Below are 17,180 nucleotides of genomic sequence, written 5' to 3'. Positions count from 1 at the left end.
TTCTCCCTCATGTCAGTCGTACCCAAGGATCGTCAGGGCCATCTCATGGCCCTGACCACGGCGGGCGTTGCCCTGATCGTGCTGCTGTCGGTGCTGCCCATGCTGCGCCTCGCCCAGGAGATCGTCGCCCCCGGCGGGCAGTTCTCCACGGCGGCGATCACGGCCGGGCTCGCCAGCCCGGCAACCTGGACCGCGACGTGGCATTCGCTCGTGGTCGGCCTCGGGGGCGCCGCCCTCGCGGTCGCCATCGGCACCATTGTGGCACTGGTCGTGACGCTGACCGACATCCGCGGACGCGGGGCCTTCGTTCTGCTTTACGTCATGCCGCTGATGATCGCGCCGCAGGTGACGGCGCTGGCGTGGCTGCAGGTCTTCGGGCCGGCAAGCCCGCTGCTCAAACTGCTCGGCATGGCGCCGCCGATCGGCACGCGCAACCCGCTCTATTCGCCGGAGGGCATCATTCTGCTGCTCGGCCTGCAATACGGCCCGCTGGTTTTCCTCATGGTGCGCGCCGGCCTGCGCAAGCTGCCGCGCGAACTGGTCGAGGCCGCGCGGGCCGGCGGCGCCGGATGGTTCACGGTGCTGCGCACCATCGTGTTGCCGCTGATGACTCCGTCGATCGTCGCCGCCGCTGCCCTCGCCTTTGTATCCTGCGTCGGCAATTTCGGCATTCCGGCGTTCCTCGGCATTCCGGCCAACTATTTGGTGCTGCCCACGCTCATCTATCAGCGCCTCGCCGGCGGCGGCCCGGCCGTACTGTCCGACGTTGCGTTCCTCTCCGTCCTCATCGGCGCCATCGCCATGGCCGGCATCGTCGCCCAGGACCTGATCAGCCGTCGCCGCGACTACCGCATCAGCACGACGTCGCTGCCTGCCGAGCCCTATCCGCTCGGCCGCTGGCGGGTGCCGGTGCAGGGCCTGCTGTGGTTGTTCGTCGTCATCGTGCTGGCATTGCCGCTGACTGGGCTCATTCTCACCTCGCTGGTGCCCGGCTACGGCATCCCGCTCGGCCCCGACACGGCGACGCTGGCCAATTACCAGTTCGTCCTGTTCGAGCATTCCGGGGCACGGCGGGCCTTCTTCAACAGCTTCACGCTGTCGATCGCCGCCGCCGTCTTCGCCGTCTTCGTCGCCGTTCCCCTCGGCTACATCGTGGCTTGGGGCAAGCAGTGGTGGGTGCGCGCCTTCAACCTCGCAGTCGAGCTGCCTTACGCCCTGCCGGGCGTGGTGCTGGCGATCGCCGCCCTGCTGATGTTCCTGCGCCCCATTCCGCTGACCGGCATCCATATCTACAACACGGTCTGGATCATCCTCTATGCCTATCTGGCGCGCTTCCTCGTCCTGGCGCTGCGTCCCACCGTCAGCGGCTTCCACCAGGTGGACAGGGCGCTCGAGGAGGCGGCCCAGATCGCCGGCGCCGGGCTGTTCCGGCGCCTGCGGACCGTCATCTTTCCGCTGGTCGCACCGGCAGCAATGGCCGGCGGCTTGCTGATCTTCATGACGGCGCTCAGCGAACTGACGGTGTCGGCGCTGCTGTGGTCGAGCGGCTCGGAGACCATCGGCGTCGTGATGTTCTCGTTCGAGCAGGGCGGGGACTCTGCCTACGCGGCGGCCATGTCCGCCATCACCGTCGCCATCACCTTTACCCTCATGCTCGGTGCCAACCTGTTTGCGCACCTTCTGCCGAACGGAGTTCTCCCATGGCGGGACTGACCATGCAGAACGTCACCAAGGCCTTTGGCAATTTCCAGGCCGTCAGTGACGTGTCCCTCGAGGTCAAGGACGGCGAGTTCCTCGCCGTGCTGGGGCCTTCCGGCTGCGGCAAGACGACGATGCTGCGTATCGTCGCCGGGTTCGAGAACGTGACCTCGGGCAGCGTGCGCATCGGCAACGAGACCGTGCTCGGCAGCGGCGTTAACGTGCCGCCCGAGCGCCGCCGGGTCGGCATCGTGTTCCAGAACTACGCGCTGTGGCCGCACATGACCGTTGCCGAGAACGTCGGCTACGCGCTCAAGGTGGCCAAGGTCGACCGGGTCTCCCGCGACAAGCGCATCGCCGACGCCCTGGCGCTGGTCGACCTCACGGGCTTTGGCGACCGCCGCCCGGCCAACCTCTCCGGCGGCCAGCGCCAGCGCGTCGCCCTCGCGCGCTGCCTCGTCTCGACACCTTCCCTGGTGCTGTTCGACGAGCCGCTCGCCAATCTCGACGTGCATCTGCGCGCCGCCATGGAGGACGAGTTCGCCCGCTTCCACGAGCGCACCGGCACCACGATCGTCTACATCACCCACGACCAGGCCGAGGCGATGGCGCTGGCCGACCGCATCGCGGTGATGGACCACGGGCGGCTGGCCCAGATCGCGCCTCCCCGCGAACTCTACCGCGAGCCGGCCAACGAGATGGTCGCCTCGTTCATCTCGCAGGGGATCGTGCTGCCGGCGGCGGTACTCACCGCCGAGGACGCCGGGCACGCCCGCGTTGAGGTGCTCGGCCAGCAACTGGTGGCGCGCTGCCGCCCCGGCGAGCGGCCGCGGGGGAACGCGCGGCTATGCTGCCGTAGCGACGACATCGAACTGGTCGCCTCGGGCGGCGACGGGATCGAGGGCACTATCGGGCGGGCCGTCTACAAGGGCGGCTCGGCGCGCGTCGAGTTCTCGGCCACGGCCGCCCCGGACCTCGCCATCCACTTCGAACAGCGCGATCCCGTCACCGTGTCCGCCGGCGACAAGGTCAGCATCCGCATCGCCTCCGGCTGGGTCATCCCCGCCGAAGGGGCCGCCGCAAGATGAAGGTGACGCTTCTCGGGGGCTTCGGCGAGAAGGGCCGCACGAGCGTCGCCGTCGAAGCCGGCGCGACGCGCGTCGTCTTCGACGTCGGTATCAAAGTCGGCGCCTCCGGGGCCGAGTACTACCCCGTCTTCCCCGAGGCGCGCACGATCGATGCCGTGTTCATCTCGCACGCCCATGAGGATCACATCGGGGCGCTGTGCCGCCTGCTGGCGCTCGGTTATGGCGGCCCCATCCACATGACTGCCGAAACCCTGGAGGAGGCGCCGGCGACGCTGCGTGCCTATGGCGGGGCGGACGAGGTGGCGCGTTTTCCCCTCCCGGTCGACCGGATCAGTCTGTTCCGCCCCGGCGAGACGGTGACGGTCGGCGCGTTGCGGGTTACCACCGGGCGCTCCGGGCACGTCGCCGGCGGCGCCTGGTTCCATGTTTCCGACGGGGCGCGCAGCGTTACCTATGCCGGCGACGTGGTCCCGGACAGCGCCGTCTTCCGCATGGACCCGCTGCCGTCCGCCGACCTCGTCGTCCTCGACGCGTCCTACGGCGCCGATCCGGTTTCTTCGGCCGAGCGCGCCCGCGCCATCGCGGCGTGGGTCGCGGCCCATCCGGGCGGATCGCTGCTGCCCACCCCCCTGTCGGGGCGCTCGCTTGAACTGCTGGCCGCGCTCCCCGGGCCGGTCGCGGTGCACGCCGCGATGCGTCCGGCGCTTGAAGCCCAGGTCGCCGCCGGCGACATGCTGGTCGCCGGTGCGGCGGAACTGGTCGGGCAACGCCTGGCCCGGGCCGTGGACTGGCACGATGGCGACGCCCTGCCGCCATTGCCGCTGCTGTGCGACGACGGCATGGGCACCGCCGGGCCCTCCGCAGCGCTCATTCCGCGCGCCCGCGCCGCCGGACACCCGATCCTGCTGACCGGCCACCTGCCTGCCGGCTCGCCTGGCGCGCAGGCACTGGCCGAGGGGGCGGCGGCGTGGATCCGCATGCCGACCCACCCCACGCTGTCCGGCAACGCCGCCATCTGGGAGCGTGCCGGCCGGCCTGCGGCGCTGGGCCACTCCTGTCCGCCAGACGATCTTGCGGCGCTCGGGCGGGCCATTCCGCGCCTGATGGCGCATTGGCGGACCGGTGACAGCTTCGAACTGGGAGAGGTGGCGGCATGCGCGTCCTGATCTGCAACGACGACGGCATCGACGCGCCCGGCCTGGGCCTGCTCGAACGCGTCGCATCACGGCTCTCGGCCGAGATCGACGTCGTGGCGCCGGACGGCAAGCGCACCGCCGCCGGAGCCTCGCTGACCATCGGCCGGCCGCTCGTCCTGCGTCGCCTCGGGGCCAGGCGCCATTCCTGCTCCGGCACGCCCGCAGACTGCGTGGTGGCGGCCATGACCTGGCTGTTCCGGGACGGGCCGCGGCCCGACCTCGTGCTTTCCGGCATCAATGACGGGCGCAACGTCGGCGAGGACCTCGCCTATTCCGGCACGCTCGGGATCGCCCGCGAGGCCAGCTTCTGGGGAGTCCCGGCCATCGGCCTGTCACGCGTCAAGCACCCGGCCGAAAGCGAGGCGGACGAGGCGTTCCTTGCCGCCCTGCTGGCCGGCCTGTGGGATCGCCGTGCCGAATGGACGGCCGAGGGGCACTGGCTGAGCATCAACCTGCCGTCGCGCCTGCCGGCAGGCATCCGCCAGCCGAAAATTGGCCGCGACAAGATCGCGCGCACCGCCGAACTGGTGTCGGAAGAAGCTGACACGACGACGATCGTCGTACCGCGGGGCCGCCAGCATGCCAGCACCGAGGGCGACGAGAACAGCCTGATCGACGCCGGCTACGTTTGCGTCAACCGGTTGAACTGGTTCGGTGGTACGCCGCTGGACACCGGGCTGCTATCCGGCCTCGAGGCGGCGACTCGCGCCATCGGCTAAGGCCGGCAGGCCACAACTGTGGCAGGCTGGATTTGTCAGCAATCTTGCCGCATCTTGCCTCTGGCAGGGGCGCTGCGCGGTCGGCGGAAAGGAGTGCCATGGCAGCACGCGGCAAAGGGTCCCCGGGCCAAGCGGGGGGACACCTGGCGGCACCGGAGGAAGCCGGGGCCAGCCGGGCGGACCGGCTTCGCGTCCGCGCCGCGTGGATGTATTTCATCGAACAGATGACGCAGAACGAAATCGCCGACGTGCTCGGGGTCGGCCGCGTCAGCGTCGTTCGCATGCTGGCCGAAGCCCGCGCCCGCCACGAGGTGCGGGTGGCCATCGAAGGCAGCCTCGCCGGGATCATCGCCCTCGAGCGGGCACTTGAGCACAGGTTCGGCATCGCGCGCGCCATCGTCGCGCCGTTGTCGCGCCCGGATGCCGACCCGGTCCCGGCCATCGGAGCCGCCACCGGCAGTTTCCTGTCCGAGGCCATGCAGTCCGGCATGTCGGCAGGGGTCGGCTGGGGCCATACGCTCTCTGCCACGCTCGCCCATATCGCGCCCCGCGCGCTCGCCGATTTCCGGGTGATCTCGCTGCTGGGCGGCGTGGGCGTGGTCCGACGCGTCAACCCTGCCGAATTCGCCTGGCGTTTCGCCGAAGTGTTTCAGGGGGATGGATATCTGATCCCTGCGCCGGCGCTGGTCGACAGCGTTGCCACCAAGACGGCACTGATCGAGCGCTGCGGCCTGCACGAGATCCTGGGCATGGCCGACCGGCTCGACGCTGTGCTCGTTTCCGTGGGCGGCATCGCCTCGGCCACCACCATCTACCGCGGCGGTTTCCTCAGCGAGGAGGAGCGCGAAGACCTCGTACGGCGCGGCGCCGTGGGCGACCTGCTGTTCCATTTCTACGACCGCGACGGACGGCTGCTCGACCACCCGATCAACCAGCGCGTGATGTCCGTCGACATCGACAGCCTTCGGCGGGCGCCCTTGCGCATCCTGACCTCGGGCGGCCCCGACAAGGTGGCGGCCCTGCTCGGGGCCATGCGCCTCGTCGAACCGACCGTGTTCATCACCGACGAGGAAACAGCGCGCCGCATGCTCGCCGCCTGAGGTCTACGCCGCCCCCGGCGGGAGCCTGGCCGCGGCATATGCCAGGTTTTCGCCGATGCGGTGCAGGTCGGCCTCGGGGAGCACCAGCCCTGCGGTGACGCGCCGCAGGATCTCCTCGCAGGCCTGTTTGCTGCTCTCGAAATTGCCGATCCAGTAGGCGGCGACCCCCAGTTCGTCCAGCGCCCGCCAGTCGTAGACGTCCTGGGCCACGAACAGCACGTCCTCCGGCCGCGCCATCCCGGCCGCCGCGGCCCCGAACACATGGGCTTTCGCGTAGAGCTTGCGCTGGCGAAAATAGCGGGCCAGTTCATGCAGCGGCTCGGCGCGAACCGGTCGCATGGCATACGCCGCGAGCAGTTCGCGCAGGATCACGTCCTCGGGTTCGTCCAGGGCGATGGCGACGCGGCCTACTTCCATTTGCGCCATGAAGGCCTCTTCGGCCCACCCGTTCATCGCCACCCGCTTCCTGTACGCCTCGTAGGCCTTGGCGAGGTGGCCGGCATGCTTGTAGGACTGGCCCAGGTAGAACTGGCTGCGCGCACTGTCAGGGTGGAGTTCGAGGTCGGCTTCAAGGAGGCGGGCGTCCCGCAGGTACTTCTGCTCCGGGCTCAGCCCGTGCGACTTCGCCCCCTCGCCGCTGTGATAGACGATCCAGACATCCTTGCGCACGACCCGCCGCTTGGAGCCGCCGACATGCACGAGATAGTTGTGCACCGGCCCCTCCCAGCGCCAGCTTGCGGCGCGAATGTTGACCAGGTGCGGCACGGCGTAGCGCATGCCGGAATGGTGCTTTTCGAGGTCATAGGTGACACCGGGTTCGAGCTTTTCGAAGAACGCGGGATCGGAAACGCCCAGTTCTTCGTCGGCGTCGATGAACAGCAGCCAGTCCGCACGGCCCGCCTCGACCGCCAGTTCGAGCGCCTGCTGGCGGTTGACGCCGAAATTGATCCACGGCCGCTCGTGTACCTCGCCGGCAATGCCATGGGTCGCCATCTCGCGACGAATGAGCTCGATAGTCCCGTCCGTCGACCCGGTGTCGACGATGACGTAATAGTCGATGAAGGCGCTGACGGAACGAAACAGCCGCGGCAGGACGGCCACTTCGTTCTTTACGATCATGTTGAGGCAGATGTTGGTGCGCGGCCGGGCTGCGGCCGGTGGCAATCCGGACGGTGCGCCGTCCCGCAACCCTGTTTGAGAGTTCAACATCTGCGGCGAGGGGGCTCTTGCCTGGGATGGCCACCGGCCGTCGCACCCGACGGTCGGTGGCCGACATCAGGCTGCCATGTGCTCACGAGCCGTAGCCACCGGAATCGCCGGTGGGGCCGGTGGGGCCGGTAGGACCAGTCGGGCCAGTCGGGCCCGTAGGACCAGTCGGGCCAGTAGCGCCGGTTGCCCCGGTTGCGCCGGTGGCGCCTGTGCCGCCGCTGCCGCCCGTGGCGCCCGTAGCTCCGGTGGCACCTGTCGCTCCGGTGGCGCCCTTCGGGCCGACGCCGCCGCCACCGCCACCGTCGCCCGTCGTCGTGATGATGAACTTGCGCGGCTTCTGCGCGTCCATGAGGAACTGGTGCGTCAGGCACTTGCGCAAATCCTCATCGAGGATCGGCTGGTCGGGGTGTTTCAGAAAGGCGCAGGCGTTAGGGAATGGAAATCTTGTTGCCGCTGCCCGCCGCCTCGGCGGGGCTGATCGCTGCATCCAGTCCGACCAGCGTCGTCGTCGCGGCGAGCAGGGTCATGTATCTGAGTTTCATCGCTTCACCTCCCATGCTGGTTTCTTCACGGTCACGGAAGCAGCAGAAGCCATTCCTGCGCCGCCACCCCGCAATGGTGAAGCACGCTAGACCGAAGTTATTTTCTACCTGCGAGTAAGTTGAAACAAGCGGAAACTAGTCCGCAAGAAATGCGAGCAGATTGATATTGATCAAATCGACAGAAATACGCTTGCGGAAAACGAGTTACTTCACACCGGCGCCGCCAGCCTTGCGATCTGGCGTCGCGCACGAGGCCCTGTTGGCGGAGCGCTTACTGGTGCTGCGGTGCCGGGCCGGTCCAGATGGGGGCGTGGTGGCGCGACGCCTCGGGCGCATAGACGACCGACTGCCGATCCGGGTCGCCATAGGCCTGGGCGATGCGTACGGCGCCGGCCCGCGCCTCCTGCTCGCGGTCGAACGGGCCATAGGTCTTGCCCTCGCAGTCGACCCACCAGCGGCCAACGCTCTCGATGACGACAAACCAGCACGTGCGCATTCGATCCGCCCACCCGACAGGGCGACACTACGTAAGTGTACGTATGCTCGGCAACGCGCTGTATTCTATCTGTCCCCAGCAATCGCAGGGCCTTTCCGTCACATTGCGGCGATGCGAGCGCCAGGGGGCCTGGGGGCCGAGAGGCAGGCCGGCCGCCCGCCCCTTGAGCGCGGGGGCCGTGGCGCGCATCATCGGGGACCACAGGCCACCCGTGTCAGGAGGCGCCCATGTGCCGCAATATCCGAACGCTGTTCAATTTCGAGCCACCCGCCACCAGCGACGAGATCCGCGCTTCGGCCCTGCAATACGTGCGCAAGCTGAGCGGCTTCACGCATCCCTCGAAGGCGAACCAGGCGGCCTTCGAACACGCCGTCGACGAGGTCGCGGCCGCCACCCGACGGCTCCTTGCTGCCCTCGAAACCGCCGCTCCGGCGCGCGATCGTGCGATCGAGGCGGAAAAGGCCCGTGAGCGGAGCCGACTGCGTTTCGCCGGCGAGCGCGGCTAGCCGAACAGCCGGTCGAGGCCGAAAGGCCAGGCGTCCTTGCGCTCCCGGACCAGCCGGAAACCGAGATTGTCGGGTGGTGCACCGAACGAGCAGGCGCCGCCCCGCGCGTCGCGGACGAACATGCTCATCCCGGTGCGATGGCGGCCCTCGAGAATGCGCACGCCGCACGATGCGAGCCTGCTGACCACGGCGCCGGACGCATCCAGCGTGGTGCGCCCGTCGCAGGTCGAGGTCCATTCCCAGACGCTGCCGGCCATGTCGGCGACGCCGAATTCGTTGCTGCCGAAACCGCCAAGCGGCAATACGTCCCTGATCTCTTCCCCGGCACGCGCGGCCTCCTGCCGGTAGCGTGCGAGCCAACGCTCGGCGGGGTTGGCAATGTCGGTTTCGACGCCGAGCCTGTCGTCGACGAACCGGCTGCCCGCCGCCTGCACCCATTCGGCCTCGCTGGGCAGGCGCCAGGTTTGGCCCGTCGCCCGGCTCAGCCACGCCGCGTAGGCGCTGGCGTCCTCGAAGCTCACCCCTGTTACCGGGACGTTGCCGCTGGGCCTGCGCCGCGGTTGCGGCGCCACGCAGGCGCCGTCGGCGACGCAGCGGCCGTAGTCGGCGAGACTTACCTGGTAGGTCATGATCTCTAGCGGCGCGGCGTTTCTCACGGTCACCGGCGGCGCGTCGACCGGGATCCCCTCCTGCTGGAAGGTGCCGGCCGGGCTGTATGTGAAGTCTCGGGCCGGGACCAGGACCGTTTCGGGCAGGCTCGACAGGGTCGGCGCCGGACCGAAGTCGGGCAGTCCCGTCTGGCCGGCAATGGCAGCGAGTAGCGCCGCGAGCAGGACCGCGGGCAGCCACAGCGAGCGGCCCGGCCGGAGTGATACGGCATAAGTCATCGGTACCTCCGGAAGGAGGGGGCGGGTGGCGAAAAGGGGTAACGCCACCCGCCCCGGCAGGTGCATCAGCTGATCGGAGTCGGCGGCTGCACCTGGGTCATCAAGTCGTCGTCCCACTCGCCGTCCACCTGGATGTGGGCGGTCGCTCCCAGCTCGACGGCCTCGATGAGGTTGTGGTTCAGGTAGCCGTAAACGCCCGGCTGTCTGAACGTATAGAGAGCCGCACCGGCCGCCCCGCCCGGAATGAGCCAGGTCTCGAGGTCGACTTCCGGCCGGTTGCGGAACTTGCCCGTGGCCCACACGTGGTCGCCGTGTCCGCCGGTCAGGTGCAGCCGCGTGTCGCGGGTCGCCACCGAATGCAGCAGCAGGACGGTTTCGCCGACCTTGGCCCTGAGGGCGTTGTCGCCGGTCAGCGCCCCGACGGCGCCGTTGAAGACGTTGTGCGTCGGCGTCAGGGTCTTCATCACGGCCAGCATGTCGGCATAGCCGTCGCCGGCCGACTCGTAGTCCACGCAGTTGCCGTCGCTGTCCCGCGGCACGTAGAAGTCCTGCTCGCCGACATAATAGACCCGGTCATAGACGAGCGGCTTGCCGTCACCGTCCCTGAGCCCGTCGCGGGGCAGCACCATCATGGCCCCGTTCATGCCGCACACGACGTGCCACGGAATCATCGGGCCGCCCGGCGAGCAGTGGTAGACGAACACCCCGGCGCGGGTCGCCCGGAACCTCAGCTTCACCTGCTCGCCGGGGTTGACGAGGGTCAGGCCGCCGCCGCCCATGGCGCCGGTCGCCGAATGCAGGTCGATATTGTGCGGCATCATGTTGGTGGCGGGATTGACCAGCGTCAGTTCGACATAGTCGTCCTGGTGCACCACCATCATCGGGCCGGGTACCGATCCGTTGAAGGTCATTGCCTGCACCTGGGTGCCGTACTCGTCGATGACCAGCGGCTTCTCCTCGATGGTGAGCGTGAACTCGACCACCTTGGGTCCGCCCTTTGCCACCTGGTCGTGGGCGTGAACGAACGGCGGCGCCACCAGATCGATCTTCTCGCGCGGCAGGGCCGACAGGTCGGGAACGGGGCCAGTGGTGACTCCGGCATCCTCCGCCCGGGCGGGCGCCGTGGCGAATGCGGTGCCGAATACGCCGGCAAGCGCCGCACCGGCAAGCAAAGCCCGGCGCGATACAGTGAAGTCTTCCTGGCCGTCCATTTTCTTCTCCAGTCTTCCCCTTGGGCGGTCGTGCCCGCGGTTCGGGGCCGGAATAGGCGTGGCCGGAGAAGTACTCTTTGAGCGGGAGCAAGGAGACGGCCCGATGGCGCCAAGGATCGTTCCAGTATTTGCGCCGCATCAAACTTGTGGCGTCGCGGCCCGGGCGCGGGCGTTGTGCGCGCTGCGAGGGCATGGCAGCTTGGCCCTTGCGCGTTGGTGCTTGAGCCAGATCAAAGGCCGCGAGCCGGCAGCTGCATAGGCATGGGCCGAGAACGGCATAGCCAGATCGGAGCAGGAAATGATCAAGGACATCGTCGTCCACCTCACCGGCTCGGAGGAGGACAGGTTTCGCATTGCCTATGCCGGGGCGATCGCCCGGACCTTCGATGCGCACCTGACCGGGCTGCAGGTCAACCTGTTGCCGGAACTGATCGCCGTCACCGACCCCGCGGCGTCCACCTATTTGCAGACGCTGCTCGCCGAAGCGAGCGCGCGGGCGCAGCAGGTGGCGGCCACGGCAAGCGAAGAACTGGGCAAGTTGGGCGTGGCGCATGCGGTGCGGCGGATCGACGCTTATCCCAACAGCGTCGGCAATACCCTCGCGTCCGAGGCGCGCACTTCCGACCTGTTCGTGGGGACGCGGCCCTATGGCGATCCGACCGGGCAGGAGCGCGTCGAGGAAGCCGTGCTGTTCCGTTCCGGCCGCGGTTCTCTCCTCGTCCCGCCCGGCGGCACGCCGCCGGCGAGCTACGACACCATCCTGGTTGCCTGGAAGAACACGCGCGAGGCGGCGCGGGCGCTGGCCGAGGCGATGCCGTTCCTGCGTCGGGCGTCCCAGGTCATGGTTGCCATCGTCGAGGAAGAGGGCGCCAGCGAGCAGTACGGAGTCGATCCGGGCGCCGATATCGGCCGCTATCTCAGCCGCCACGGCGTCCCCGTCGAGATCAGGCCGATTGCCGGCTGGGTGTATGCGGGCGAGGCGTTGCTCAACGAAGCGCAGCGCACGGGCGCCCAGATGATCGTGATGGGCGGCTACGGCCATTCCCGTTTCCGCGAATGGGTGCTCGGCGGGGCGACACGGCACCTGCTCACCCATGCCGGCGTCCCGGTCCTGATCGCCCATTGAGGGGCGTGGGCCGGTGATCCGTCGCCGCGCCGAGCGGTTGTCGGGCCTGCTGGGCATGCCGGCCTGCCGCCCGGCGTCGCCCGCATGGCGGCGGTTGCAAGACTGCCTGTCGACTTGCGGGTGGCGGGCCCGGCGGCGACTTACTTGAATGCCTATTCCCGCCGGGCTAAGTAATATTTTGGCCGATGGTGGGCGGCCGGCGCCTTTTCGTCTTGATCGGACAGCGGTGTCGGGGTGCGCCCGATGGCCGGCGCGATCACCTGTTGCGAGGTAGCGGCACCTCCGGCGGCGCAAGAAGGACAGAGCGTGACAGAAGTTCAACGGAGGCTGATTCCCTACGGCGTCGCCGGGCTGGCGATTCTGGCGGCCTTTCTGTTGCGGCTGGGACTGAACGACGTCCTCTACAATTCAGTCGTGGGCCTCATTTTCACGCCCGCGATCCTGATTGCCGCCATGCTCGGGGGGCTGGTCCCGGCGCTGGTCATGACGCTGATCTCGTCCCCGCTCGTCTTTTTCTTCATCAACTCCGAAAGCGGGCTACCGCTGCTCGTGCACCTGGGCATGTTCATCGGCACCGGCGTGACCATTTCCTGGCTGGGCGGCTCGTTCCAGCAGGCCCGGCTCGAATCGCATCGCACGGCCGAAGCCCTGCAGCGCCGCGAGTCGCACCTGCAATCCATCCTCAACGCGGTGCCCGACGCGACCGTGGTGATCGAGACGGACGGCACCATCGTTTCCTTCAACGCGGCGGCGGAACGGCAATTCGGCTACGCCGCCCATGAAGCGGTAGGCAACAATGTCAGGATGCTGATGCCGTCGCCGTACCGCGAGCAGCATGACGGCTATCTCGAGCGGTACATGACCACCGGCGAGCGGCGCATCATCGGCACCGACCGGGTGGTGCTCGGCGAGCGCAAGGACGGCTCCACGTTCCCGATGACGCTGGCCGTGGCCGAAATGCAGTCCACGGGCACCATGTATTTCACCGGCTTCATCCGTGATCTTACCGAACGCCAGGAATCGGCGGAGCGGCTCGAGGAGGTGCAGGCCGAACTGGCGCGCCTCGCCCGCCTCAACGAACTGGGCGAAATGGCCTCCACCCTGGCCCATGAACTCAACCAGCCGCTGTCGGCCATCGCCAACTACGTGCAGGGCTGCAGCCGCCTGCTCAGCCCCATCGAGGACGACAACGTCCAGCGCGTCCGGGGCGCCCTCGACGAGACGGCCAAGCAGGCCCTGCGCGCCGGCGACATCATCCGCCATCTGCGCGAGTTCGTCACCCGCGGCGAAACCGAGAGGCGCCCCGAGGACCTGCGGGCGCTAGTGGAAGAAGCCGCGGCGCTGGCGCTGGTTGGGACGCGTGAGCGCGCCATCAGGCCGGTCTTCGAGTTCGGCGCCGGCAACAGCAAGGTCATCGCCGACCGGGTGCAGATCCAGCAGGTGCTGATCAACCTCATGCGCAACGCGGTCGAGGCCATGCATGACAGTGCCAAGCGCAAGCTCGTCGTCCGCATCGCTCCGGGCGGCGACGAGGTCGTGGTCGAGGTCGCGGACACCGGACCGGGCATATCCGACGAAATCGCGGCCCGGCTGTTCCAGCCCTTCACCACGTCGAAATCGCACGGCATGGGCATCGGGCTGGCGATCTCCAAGCGCATCATCGAGGCGCATGGCGGCGAGATCGGGGTCTCGCGCAATGCCGATGGCGGTGCAACCTTCAGGTTCACGTTGCCAATATTGACCGAGGCTGCAATTGAGCACCATTGATATTGTCGTGCATATCGTCGACGACGAAGAGGCCGTGCGCAACTCGCTGGCCTTCCTGCTGGCCAGCTCCGGCTTTGCCGTCCGCACCCATGAGTCGGCGACGGCATTTCTCGACGTCGCTGCAACAGTGCGCAATGGCTGCCTGATTACCGACCTGCGGATGCCGGACATCGACGGCGTGGAGCTGCTGCGCCGCCTGCGGGCCGTCGATGCCCTGCTGCCGGCGATCGTCATCACCGGTCACGGCGACGTGCAGATGGCCGTTGAGGCAATGAAGAACGGTGCGCTCGATTTCATCGAGAAGCCCTTCGCCGAGGACGTACTGATCGCGTCCATCCGCCGCGCCGTCGACCAGGCCAAGACCCAGATCCGGAACGAGGCGGCCCTGGACGCCGTGCGTGAGCGCCTCGATTCGCTGAGCGAACGCGAGCGACAGGTGCTGAAGGGGGTCGTTGCCGGGCTGCCCAACAAGACCATCGCCTTCGAGCTCGGCATCAGTCCGCGCACGGTCGAGGTCTATCGCGCCGGCCTGATGGGCAAGATGCAGGCCAGGAGCCTGCCGGAACTGGTGCGCATGGTGCTGGCTCTGGACGGCGGCGCCCCGTAGCCGCGCGGGTGCCCGGCCGGACTTGATCTAGGACAAGGCAGTGTTGGCGGCCGTGGTCTGTGATGACGCCGGTTCGGGCCCGCTCGTTCGGAGAAGTCTTCCATGACCCGGGGTCGTATCCTCGTCGTCGCACCACAGCTTGATATGCGCAGATCTCTGGAATTTGTACTGGATGCGGAAGGGTTCGAAGTGAGTTCGCGATCACGCCTCGACTACGCCAACCCGGCCGCCGGCGCGCGCTACGATTGCATCGTGCTCGACCACCAGGCGCTGACGGGGCCGCGCGAGCAGGTCATAGAGTTCTGCACGCACGCAGCCCCCATCATCCTTGTCTCGAGCACGCCGATCGAGTGGCTTTCCGGTATCGTGCACGACCTGGTGGAGAAGCCGGTCATGGGTGGCGCCATTGCCAATTCGGTGCGGCGCATCCTGGCGGGGGAAGGGCGTATGCGTACTAAGTAATTCCCCTAAGAGGGCGACCGGAATTTCAAATGCGCAGGGGGCGCGGCAATCCTCTAGCCATCAGAGAGGGATCCGCCATGCTCATCCAGACCAATCTGCGCAACGCCTCCAGCCAGCCGCACCCGCTGCATCCGGAGCTGCCGGCCCTGCTCGCCCACGCCCGCCCCAGCGCGGTCACCCTGTATGACCCCAACGCCATCATCTATGCGCAGGGCGACGCGGCCGGCCCCCTCTATCTCGTCGAATTCGGCGCCGTGCGCATCTACCGGTTGACCGCGGACGGACGCCGCCAGATCAGCGCCTTCCATTTCGCCGGCGAAGTCTTCGGGTTCGAGGCTGGCAGCGAGCACCACTTCTATGCCGAAAGCATCGATCGCGCCGGCATCCGCGCCCTCAGGCCGGCCGGCGACGACCACCTCGCCGACAACCTGCTGCCGCTCGCGCTGCGCAGCCTGATCCGGGCGCAGGAGCATTTGCTCGTGCTCGGGCGGCAAAATGCGCAGGAGCGCATGGCCGCCTTCTTCATCGACCTGGCCGAACGGCAGGAAGCGGGACGCATCATCGACCTGCCGATGCAGCGCAGCGATATCGCCGACTATCTCGGCCTGACCTTCGAGACGGTCTCGCGCATCCTGCGCAAACTGAAGGACGCCCGGATCATTCGCCTGCCCAGCACCAAGCAGATCGAGGTGCTCGATTTCGCCGCACTCGAGGATCTGTGCGAGTGACGGGTGGCACCATGAAGCCGGCCGCACCGGCGCCGGGCGCGGGATGGTGGCATTGCCGCCGGGGCGCCGATTGAGCGTCAGTCAACTGGGCGATCGCGCCAGCGAATCGGCCGGGGCGGATGCCGCGCCCGGTCGTGCCGGGCTTGGCCTTGACCTGGGTCAAAGGTGGTCGGGCGGCTTCTCTCTAGCTTGCCGCGGGGCTTGGTCCGCATGCACAAAGGGGTAGAAACTTGAGGTATCCAGGTTGGATAATTGCGCTTGGGGCAGGCGCATTCCTGGCGCTTGTCGCGGCCGGGCTGTCGCGCGATCCGAGCTTCCAGACGCACATGGGCATCCTGACGGTCGTGCTGGCGCTTGCAACGCTGGCCGTCATGCGCCTGCCGCAGCCGGCAAGTGCGGAGGACGACCGTTCGGGCTACATGGACGCGCCGATCCGCATCGGCTCCATCCTCACCGTCTTCTGGGGCGTCGTCGGTTTCCTCGTCGGGGTCATTGTCGCCTCGCAACTGGCCTGGCCCGATCTCAACTGGGCTCCGTGGTTCAATTTTGGCCGCATGCGGCCATTGCACACTTCGGCGGTGATCTTCGCCTTCGGCGGCACGGCGCTGCTGACCACCAGCTTCTACGTGGTGCAGCGGACGTCGCGGGCGCGCCTGCTCAATGACAACCTCGCCTGGTTCGTCTTCTGGGGCTACCAGCTATTCATCGTGATGGCGGCCACGGGCTACCTGCTCGGCATCACCGAAGCACGCGAATATGCCGAACCCGAATGGTACGTGGACCTGTGGCTGACCGTGGTGTGGGTCGCCTACCTCGTGCTGTTCCTGGGCACCATCGTCAAGCGCAAGGAACCGCACATCTACGTGGCCAACTGGTTCTACCTGGCCTTCATCGTGACGATCGCCATGCTGCACGTCGTCAACAATCTCAGCATGCCGGTCTCCCTGCTGGACGCCAAGAGCTACTCGCTGTTCGCGGGCGTGCAGGATGCATTGACCCAGTGGTGGTACGGCCACAACGCCGTCGGTTTCTTCCTCACCGCCGGGTTCCTCGGCATGATGTACTACTACATGCCCAAGCAGGCCGAACGCCCGGTCTACTCCTACCGGCTGTCGATCATCCACTTCTGGGCGCTGATCTTCCTCTACATCTGGGCCGGCCCGCACCACCTGCACTACACCGCCCTGCCCGACTGGGCGCAGACGCTCGGCATGGTGTTCTCGATCATGCTGTGGATGCCCTCCTGGGGCGGCATGATCAACGGGCTGATGACGCTGCGCGGCGCCTGGGACAAGATGCGGACCGATCCGATCATCCGCATGATGGTCATGGCCGTCGCCTTCTACGGCATGTCGACCTTCGAGGGCCCGGTCATGTCGATCAAGTCGGTCAACGGCCTCAGCCACTATACCGACTGGACCATCGGCCACGTGCACTCGGGCGCGCTCGGCTGGGTCGGCATGATTTCCTTCGGCGCGATCTATTTCATGGTGCCGCGGCTGTGGAACCGCGCGCAGCTCTACTCGCTGCGCATGGTCAACTGGCACTTCTGGCTGGCGACCCTCGGTATCGTCATCTACGCCTCGGTGATGTGGGTCTCCGGCATCACCCAGGGCCTGATGTGGCGCGAATACGACGAGCAGGGCTTCCTGGTCTACTCCTTCGCGGAGACGGTGGCTGCGCTGCACCCCTACTACATCGCCCGTGTCTTCGGCGGCACGCTTTACCTCGTTGGCGGCCTGGTAATGGCCTACAACATCTGGATGACGATCGCGGGCAAGGTCCGCGACGAACGCCCGCTCGTCGCGGCGGTCCAGCTCCAGCCGGCCCAATAGGAG

General features: G+C 67.7%; 16 protein-coding genes. 12 read left to right on the top strand and 4 right to left on the bottom strand.

The features are described from left to right. Positions 1–9: 9 nt before the first annotated feature. The 5 genes from VGD93_RS17270 to VGD93_RS17250 all read left to right on the top strand — a co-directional run bounded on the left by VGD93_RS17270 (position 10) and on the right by VGD93_RS17250 (position 5,801). Positions 10–1,713: an ABC transporter permease gene (locus VGD93_RS17270; RefSeq protein WP_395013408.1), complete on the top strand. Its 1,704-nt coding sequence runs from the start codon at positions 10–12 to the stop codon at positions 1,711–1,713. Continuing rightward, on the top strand, positions 1,701–2,786 hold the full coding sequence (locus tag VGD93_RS17265) for an ABC transporter ATP-binding protein (protein ID WP_395013407.1): 1,086 nt from the start codon (positions 1,701–1,703) through the stop codon (positions 2,784–2,786). Before VGD93_RS17270 ends, VGD93_RS17265 begins: the two co-directional genes overlap by 13 nt. Further along, entirely contained in the window at positions 2,783–3,952 is a 1,170-nt protein-coding gene (locus tag VGD93_RS17260) for an MBL fold metallo-hydrolase (RefSeq protein WP_395013406.1), read from the top strand. Before VGD93_RS17265 ends, VGD93_RS17260 begins: the two co-directional genes overlap by 4 nt. After that, positions 3,940–4,701 (top strand): 5'/3'-nucleotidase SurE, encoded by a 762-nt coding sequence (gene surE / locus VGD93_RS17255; protein WP_395013405.1) that lies wholly within the window; start codon positions 3,940–3,942, stop codon positions 4,699–4,701. The genes VGD93_RS17260 and surE overlap by 13 nt, the downstream gene beginning before the upstream one ends. A gap of 98 nt (positions 4,702–4,799) precedes the next feature. Beyond that, positions 4,800–5,801: a sugar-binding transcriptional regulator gene (locus tag VGD93_RS17250; RefSeq protein WP_395013404.1), complete on the top strand. Its 1,002-nt coding sequence runs from the start codon at positions 4,800–4,802 to the stop codon at positions 5,799–5,801. A gap of 3 nt (positions 5,802–5,804) precedes the next feature. Here the strand turns inward: VGD93_RS17250 and VGD93_RS17245 are convergent, their stop codons facing one another. Further along, positions 5,805–6,920, bottom strand: a complete 1,116-nt coding sequence (locus VGD93_RS17245) for a tetratricopeptide repeat-containing glycosyltransferase (RefSeq protein ID WP_395013403.1) — start codon at positions 6,918–6,920, stop codon at positions 5,805–5,807. 903 nt (positions 6,921–7,823) lie between these two features. After that, the gene (locus VGD93_RS17240; protein WP_395013402.1) at positions 7,824–8,048 is read right to left on the bottom strand and encodes a hypothetical protein; all 225 of its coding nucleotides are present in this window, start codon (positions 8,046–8,048) and stop codon (positions 7,824–7,826) included. A gap of 227 nt (positions 8,049–8,275) precedes the next feature. Here VGD93_RS17240 and VGD93_RS17235 point away from each other — a divergent pair, with 227 nt between their 5' ends. After that, a complete protein-coding gene (locus tag VGD93_RS17235; RefSeq protein ID WP_395013401.1) occupies positions 8,276–8,554 on the top strand; it encodes a DUF2277 domain-containing protein in 279 nt (92 codons plus the stop codon). Here VGD93_RS17235 and VGD93_RS17230 read toward each other — a convergent pair. Next, positions 8,551–9,441 (bottom strand): SUMF1/EgtB/PvdO family nonheme iron enzyme, encoded by an 891-nt coding sequence (locus VGD93_RS17230; protein WP_395013400.1) that lies wholly within the window; start codon positions 9,439–9,441, stop codon positions 8,551–8,553. The genes VGD93_RS17235 and VGD93_RS17230 overlap by 4 nt on opposite strands. Before the next feature lie 65 nt (positions 9,442–9,506). Next, positions 9,507–10,652 (bottom strand): copper-containing nitrite reductase, encoded by a 1,146-nt coding sequence (nirK, locus tag VGD93_RS17225; protein ID WP_395013399.1) that lies wholly within the window; start codon positions 10,650–10,652, stop codon positions 9,507–9,509. Between the two features lie 298 nt (positions 10,653–10,950). Between nirK and VGD93_RS17220 the strand changes: the two genes are divergently transcribed. From VGD93_RS17220 to ccoN, 6 genes are all read left to right on the top strand, one after another. Further along, positions 10,951–11,778: a universal stress protein gene (locus VGD93_RS17220; RefSeq protein ID WP_395013398.1), complete on the top strand. Its 828-nt coding sequence runs from the start codon at positions 10,951–10,953 to the stop codon at positions 11,776–11,778. A gap of 306 nt (positions 11,779–12,084) precedes the next feature. Then, positions 12,085–13,545: a PAS domain S-box protein gene (locus VGD93_RS17215; RefSeq protein ID WP_395013397.1), complete on the top strand. Its 1,461-nt coding sequence runs from the start codon at positions 12,085–12,087 to the stop codon at positions 13,543–13,545. Then, positions 13,532–14,152, top strand: a complete 621-nt coding sequence (gene fixJ / locus VGD93_RS17210) for a response regulator FixJ (RefSeq protein ID WP_395013396.1) — start codon at positions 13,532–13,534, stop codon at positions 14,150–14,152. The genes VGD93_RS17215 and fixJ overlap by 14 nt, the downstream gene beginning before the upstream one ends. 189 nt (positions 14,153–14,341) lie before the next feature. Beyond that, complete coding sequence (locus VGD93_RS17205; protein WP_395013395.1) at positions 14,342–14,614, top strand: hypothetical protein; 273 nt, start codon at positions 14,342–14,344, stop codon at positions 14,612–14,614. Between the two features lie 77 nt (positions 14,615–14,691). Continuing rightward, complete coding sequence (locus VGD93_RS17200; protein WP_395013394.1) at positions 14,692–15,342, top strand: helix-turn-helix domain-containing protein; 651 nt, start codon at positions 14,692–14,694, stop codon at positions 15,340–15,342. A gap of 230 nt (positions 15,343–15,572) precedes the next feature. Continuing rightward, entirely contained in the window at positions 15,573–17,177 is a 1,605-nt protein-coding gene (ccoN, locus tag VGD93_RS17195; RefSeq protein WP_395013393.1) for a cytochrome-c oxidase, cbb3-type subunit I, read from the top strand. Positions 17,178–17,180 lie beyond the last annotated feature (3 nt).

It is taken from the genome of Devosia sp. (assembly GCF_036406155.1).
GTDB lineage: Bacteria > Pseudomonadota > Alphaproteobacteria > Rhizobiales > Devosiaceae > Devosia_A.
Note: the sequence above shows the minus strand (reverse complement) of the source record. Positions and strands in the feature narration are given on the sequence as shown.

Coding starts and splice junctions, on each gene's coding strand:
- VGD93_RS17270 (WP_395013408.1), top strand. CDS start 10: ATGTCAGTCGTACCCAAGGATCGTCAGGGCCATCTCATGGCCCTGACC.
- VGD93_RS17265 (WP_395013407.1), top strand. CDS start 1,701: ATGGCGGGACTGACCATGCAGAACGTCACCAAGGCCTTTGGCAATTTC.
- VGD93_RS17260 (WP_395013406.1), top strand. CDS start 2,783: ATGAAGGTGACGCTTCTCGGGGGCTTCGGCGAGAAGGGCCGCACGAGC.
- surE (WP_395013405.1), top strand. CDS start 3,940: ATGCGCGTCCTGATCTGCAACGACGACGGCATCGACGCGCCCGGCCTG.
- VGD93_RS17250 (WP_395013404.1), top strand. CDS start 4,800: ATGGCAGCACGCGGCAAAGGGTCCCCGGGCCAAGCGGGGGGACACCTG.
- VGD93_RS17245 (WP_395013403.1), bottom strand. CDS start 6,920: ATGATCGTAAAGAACGAAGTGGCCGTCCTGCCGCGGCTGTTTCGTTCC.
- VGD93_RS17240 (WP_395013402.1), bottom strand. CDS start 8,048: ATGCGCACGTGCTGGTTTGTCGTCATCGAGAGCGTTGGCCGCTGGTGG.
- VGD93_RS17235 (WP_395013401.1), top strand. CDS start 8,276: ATGTGCCGCAATATCCGAACGCTGTTCAATTTCGAGCCACCCGCCACC.
- VGD93_RS17230 (WP_395013400.1), bottom strand. CDS start 9,441: ATGACTTATGCCGTATCACTCCGGCCGGGCCGCTCGCTGTGGCTGCCC.
- nirK (WP_395013399.1), bottom strand. CDS start 10,652: ATGGACGGCCAGGAAGACTTCACTGTATCGCGCCGGGCTTTGCTTGCC.
- VGD93_RS17220 (WP_395013398.1), top strand. CDS start 10,951: ATGATCAAGGACATCGTCGTCCACCTCACCGGCTCGGAGGAGGACAGG.
- VGD93_RS17200 (WP_395013394.1), top strand. CDS start 14,692: ATGCTCATCCAGACCAATCTGCGCAACGCCTCCAGCCAGCCGCACCCG.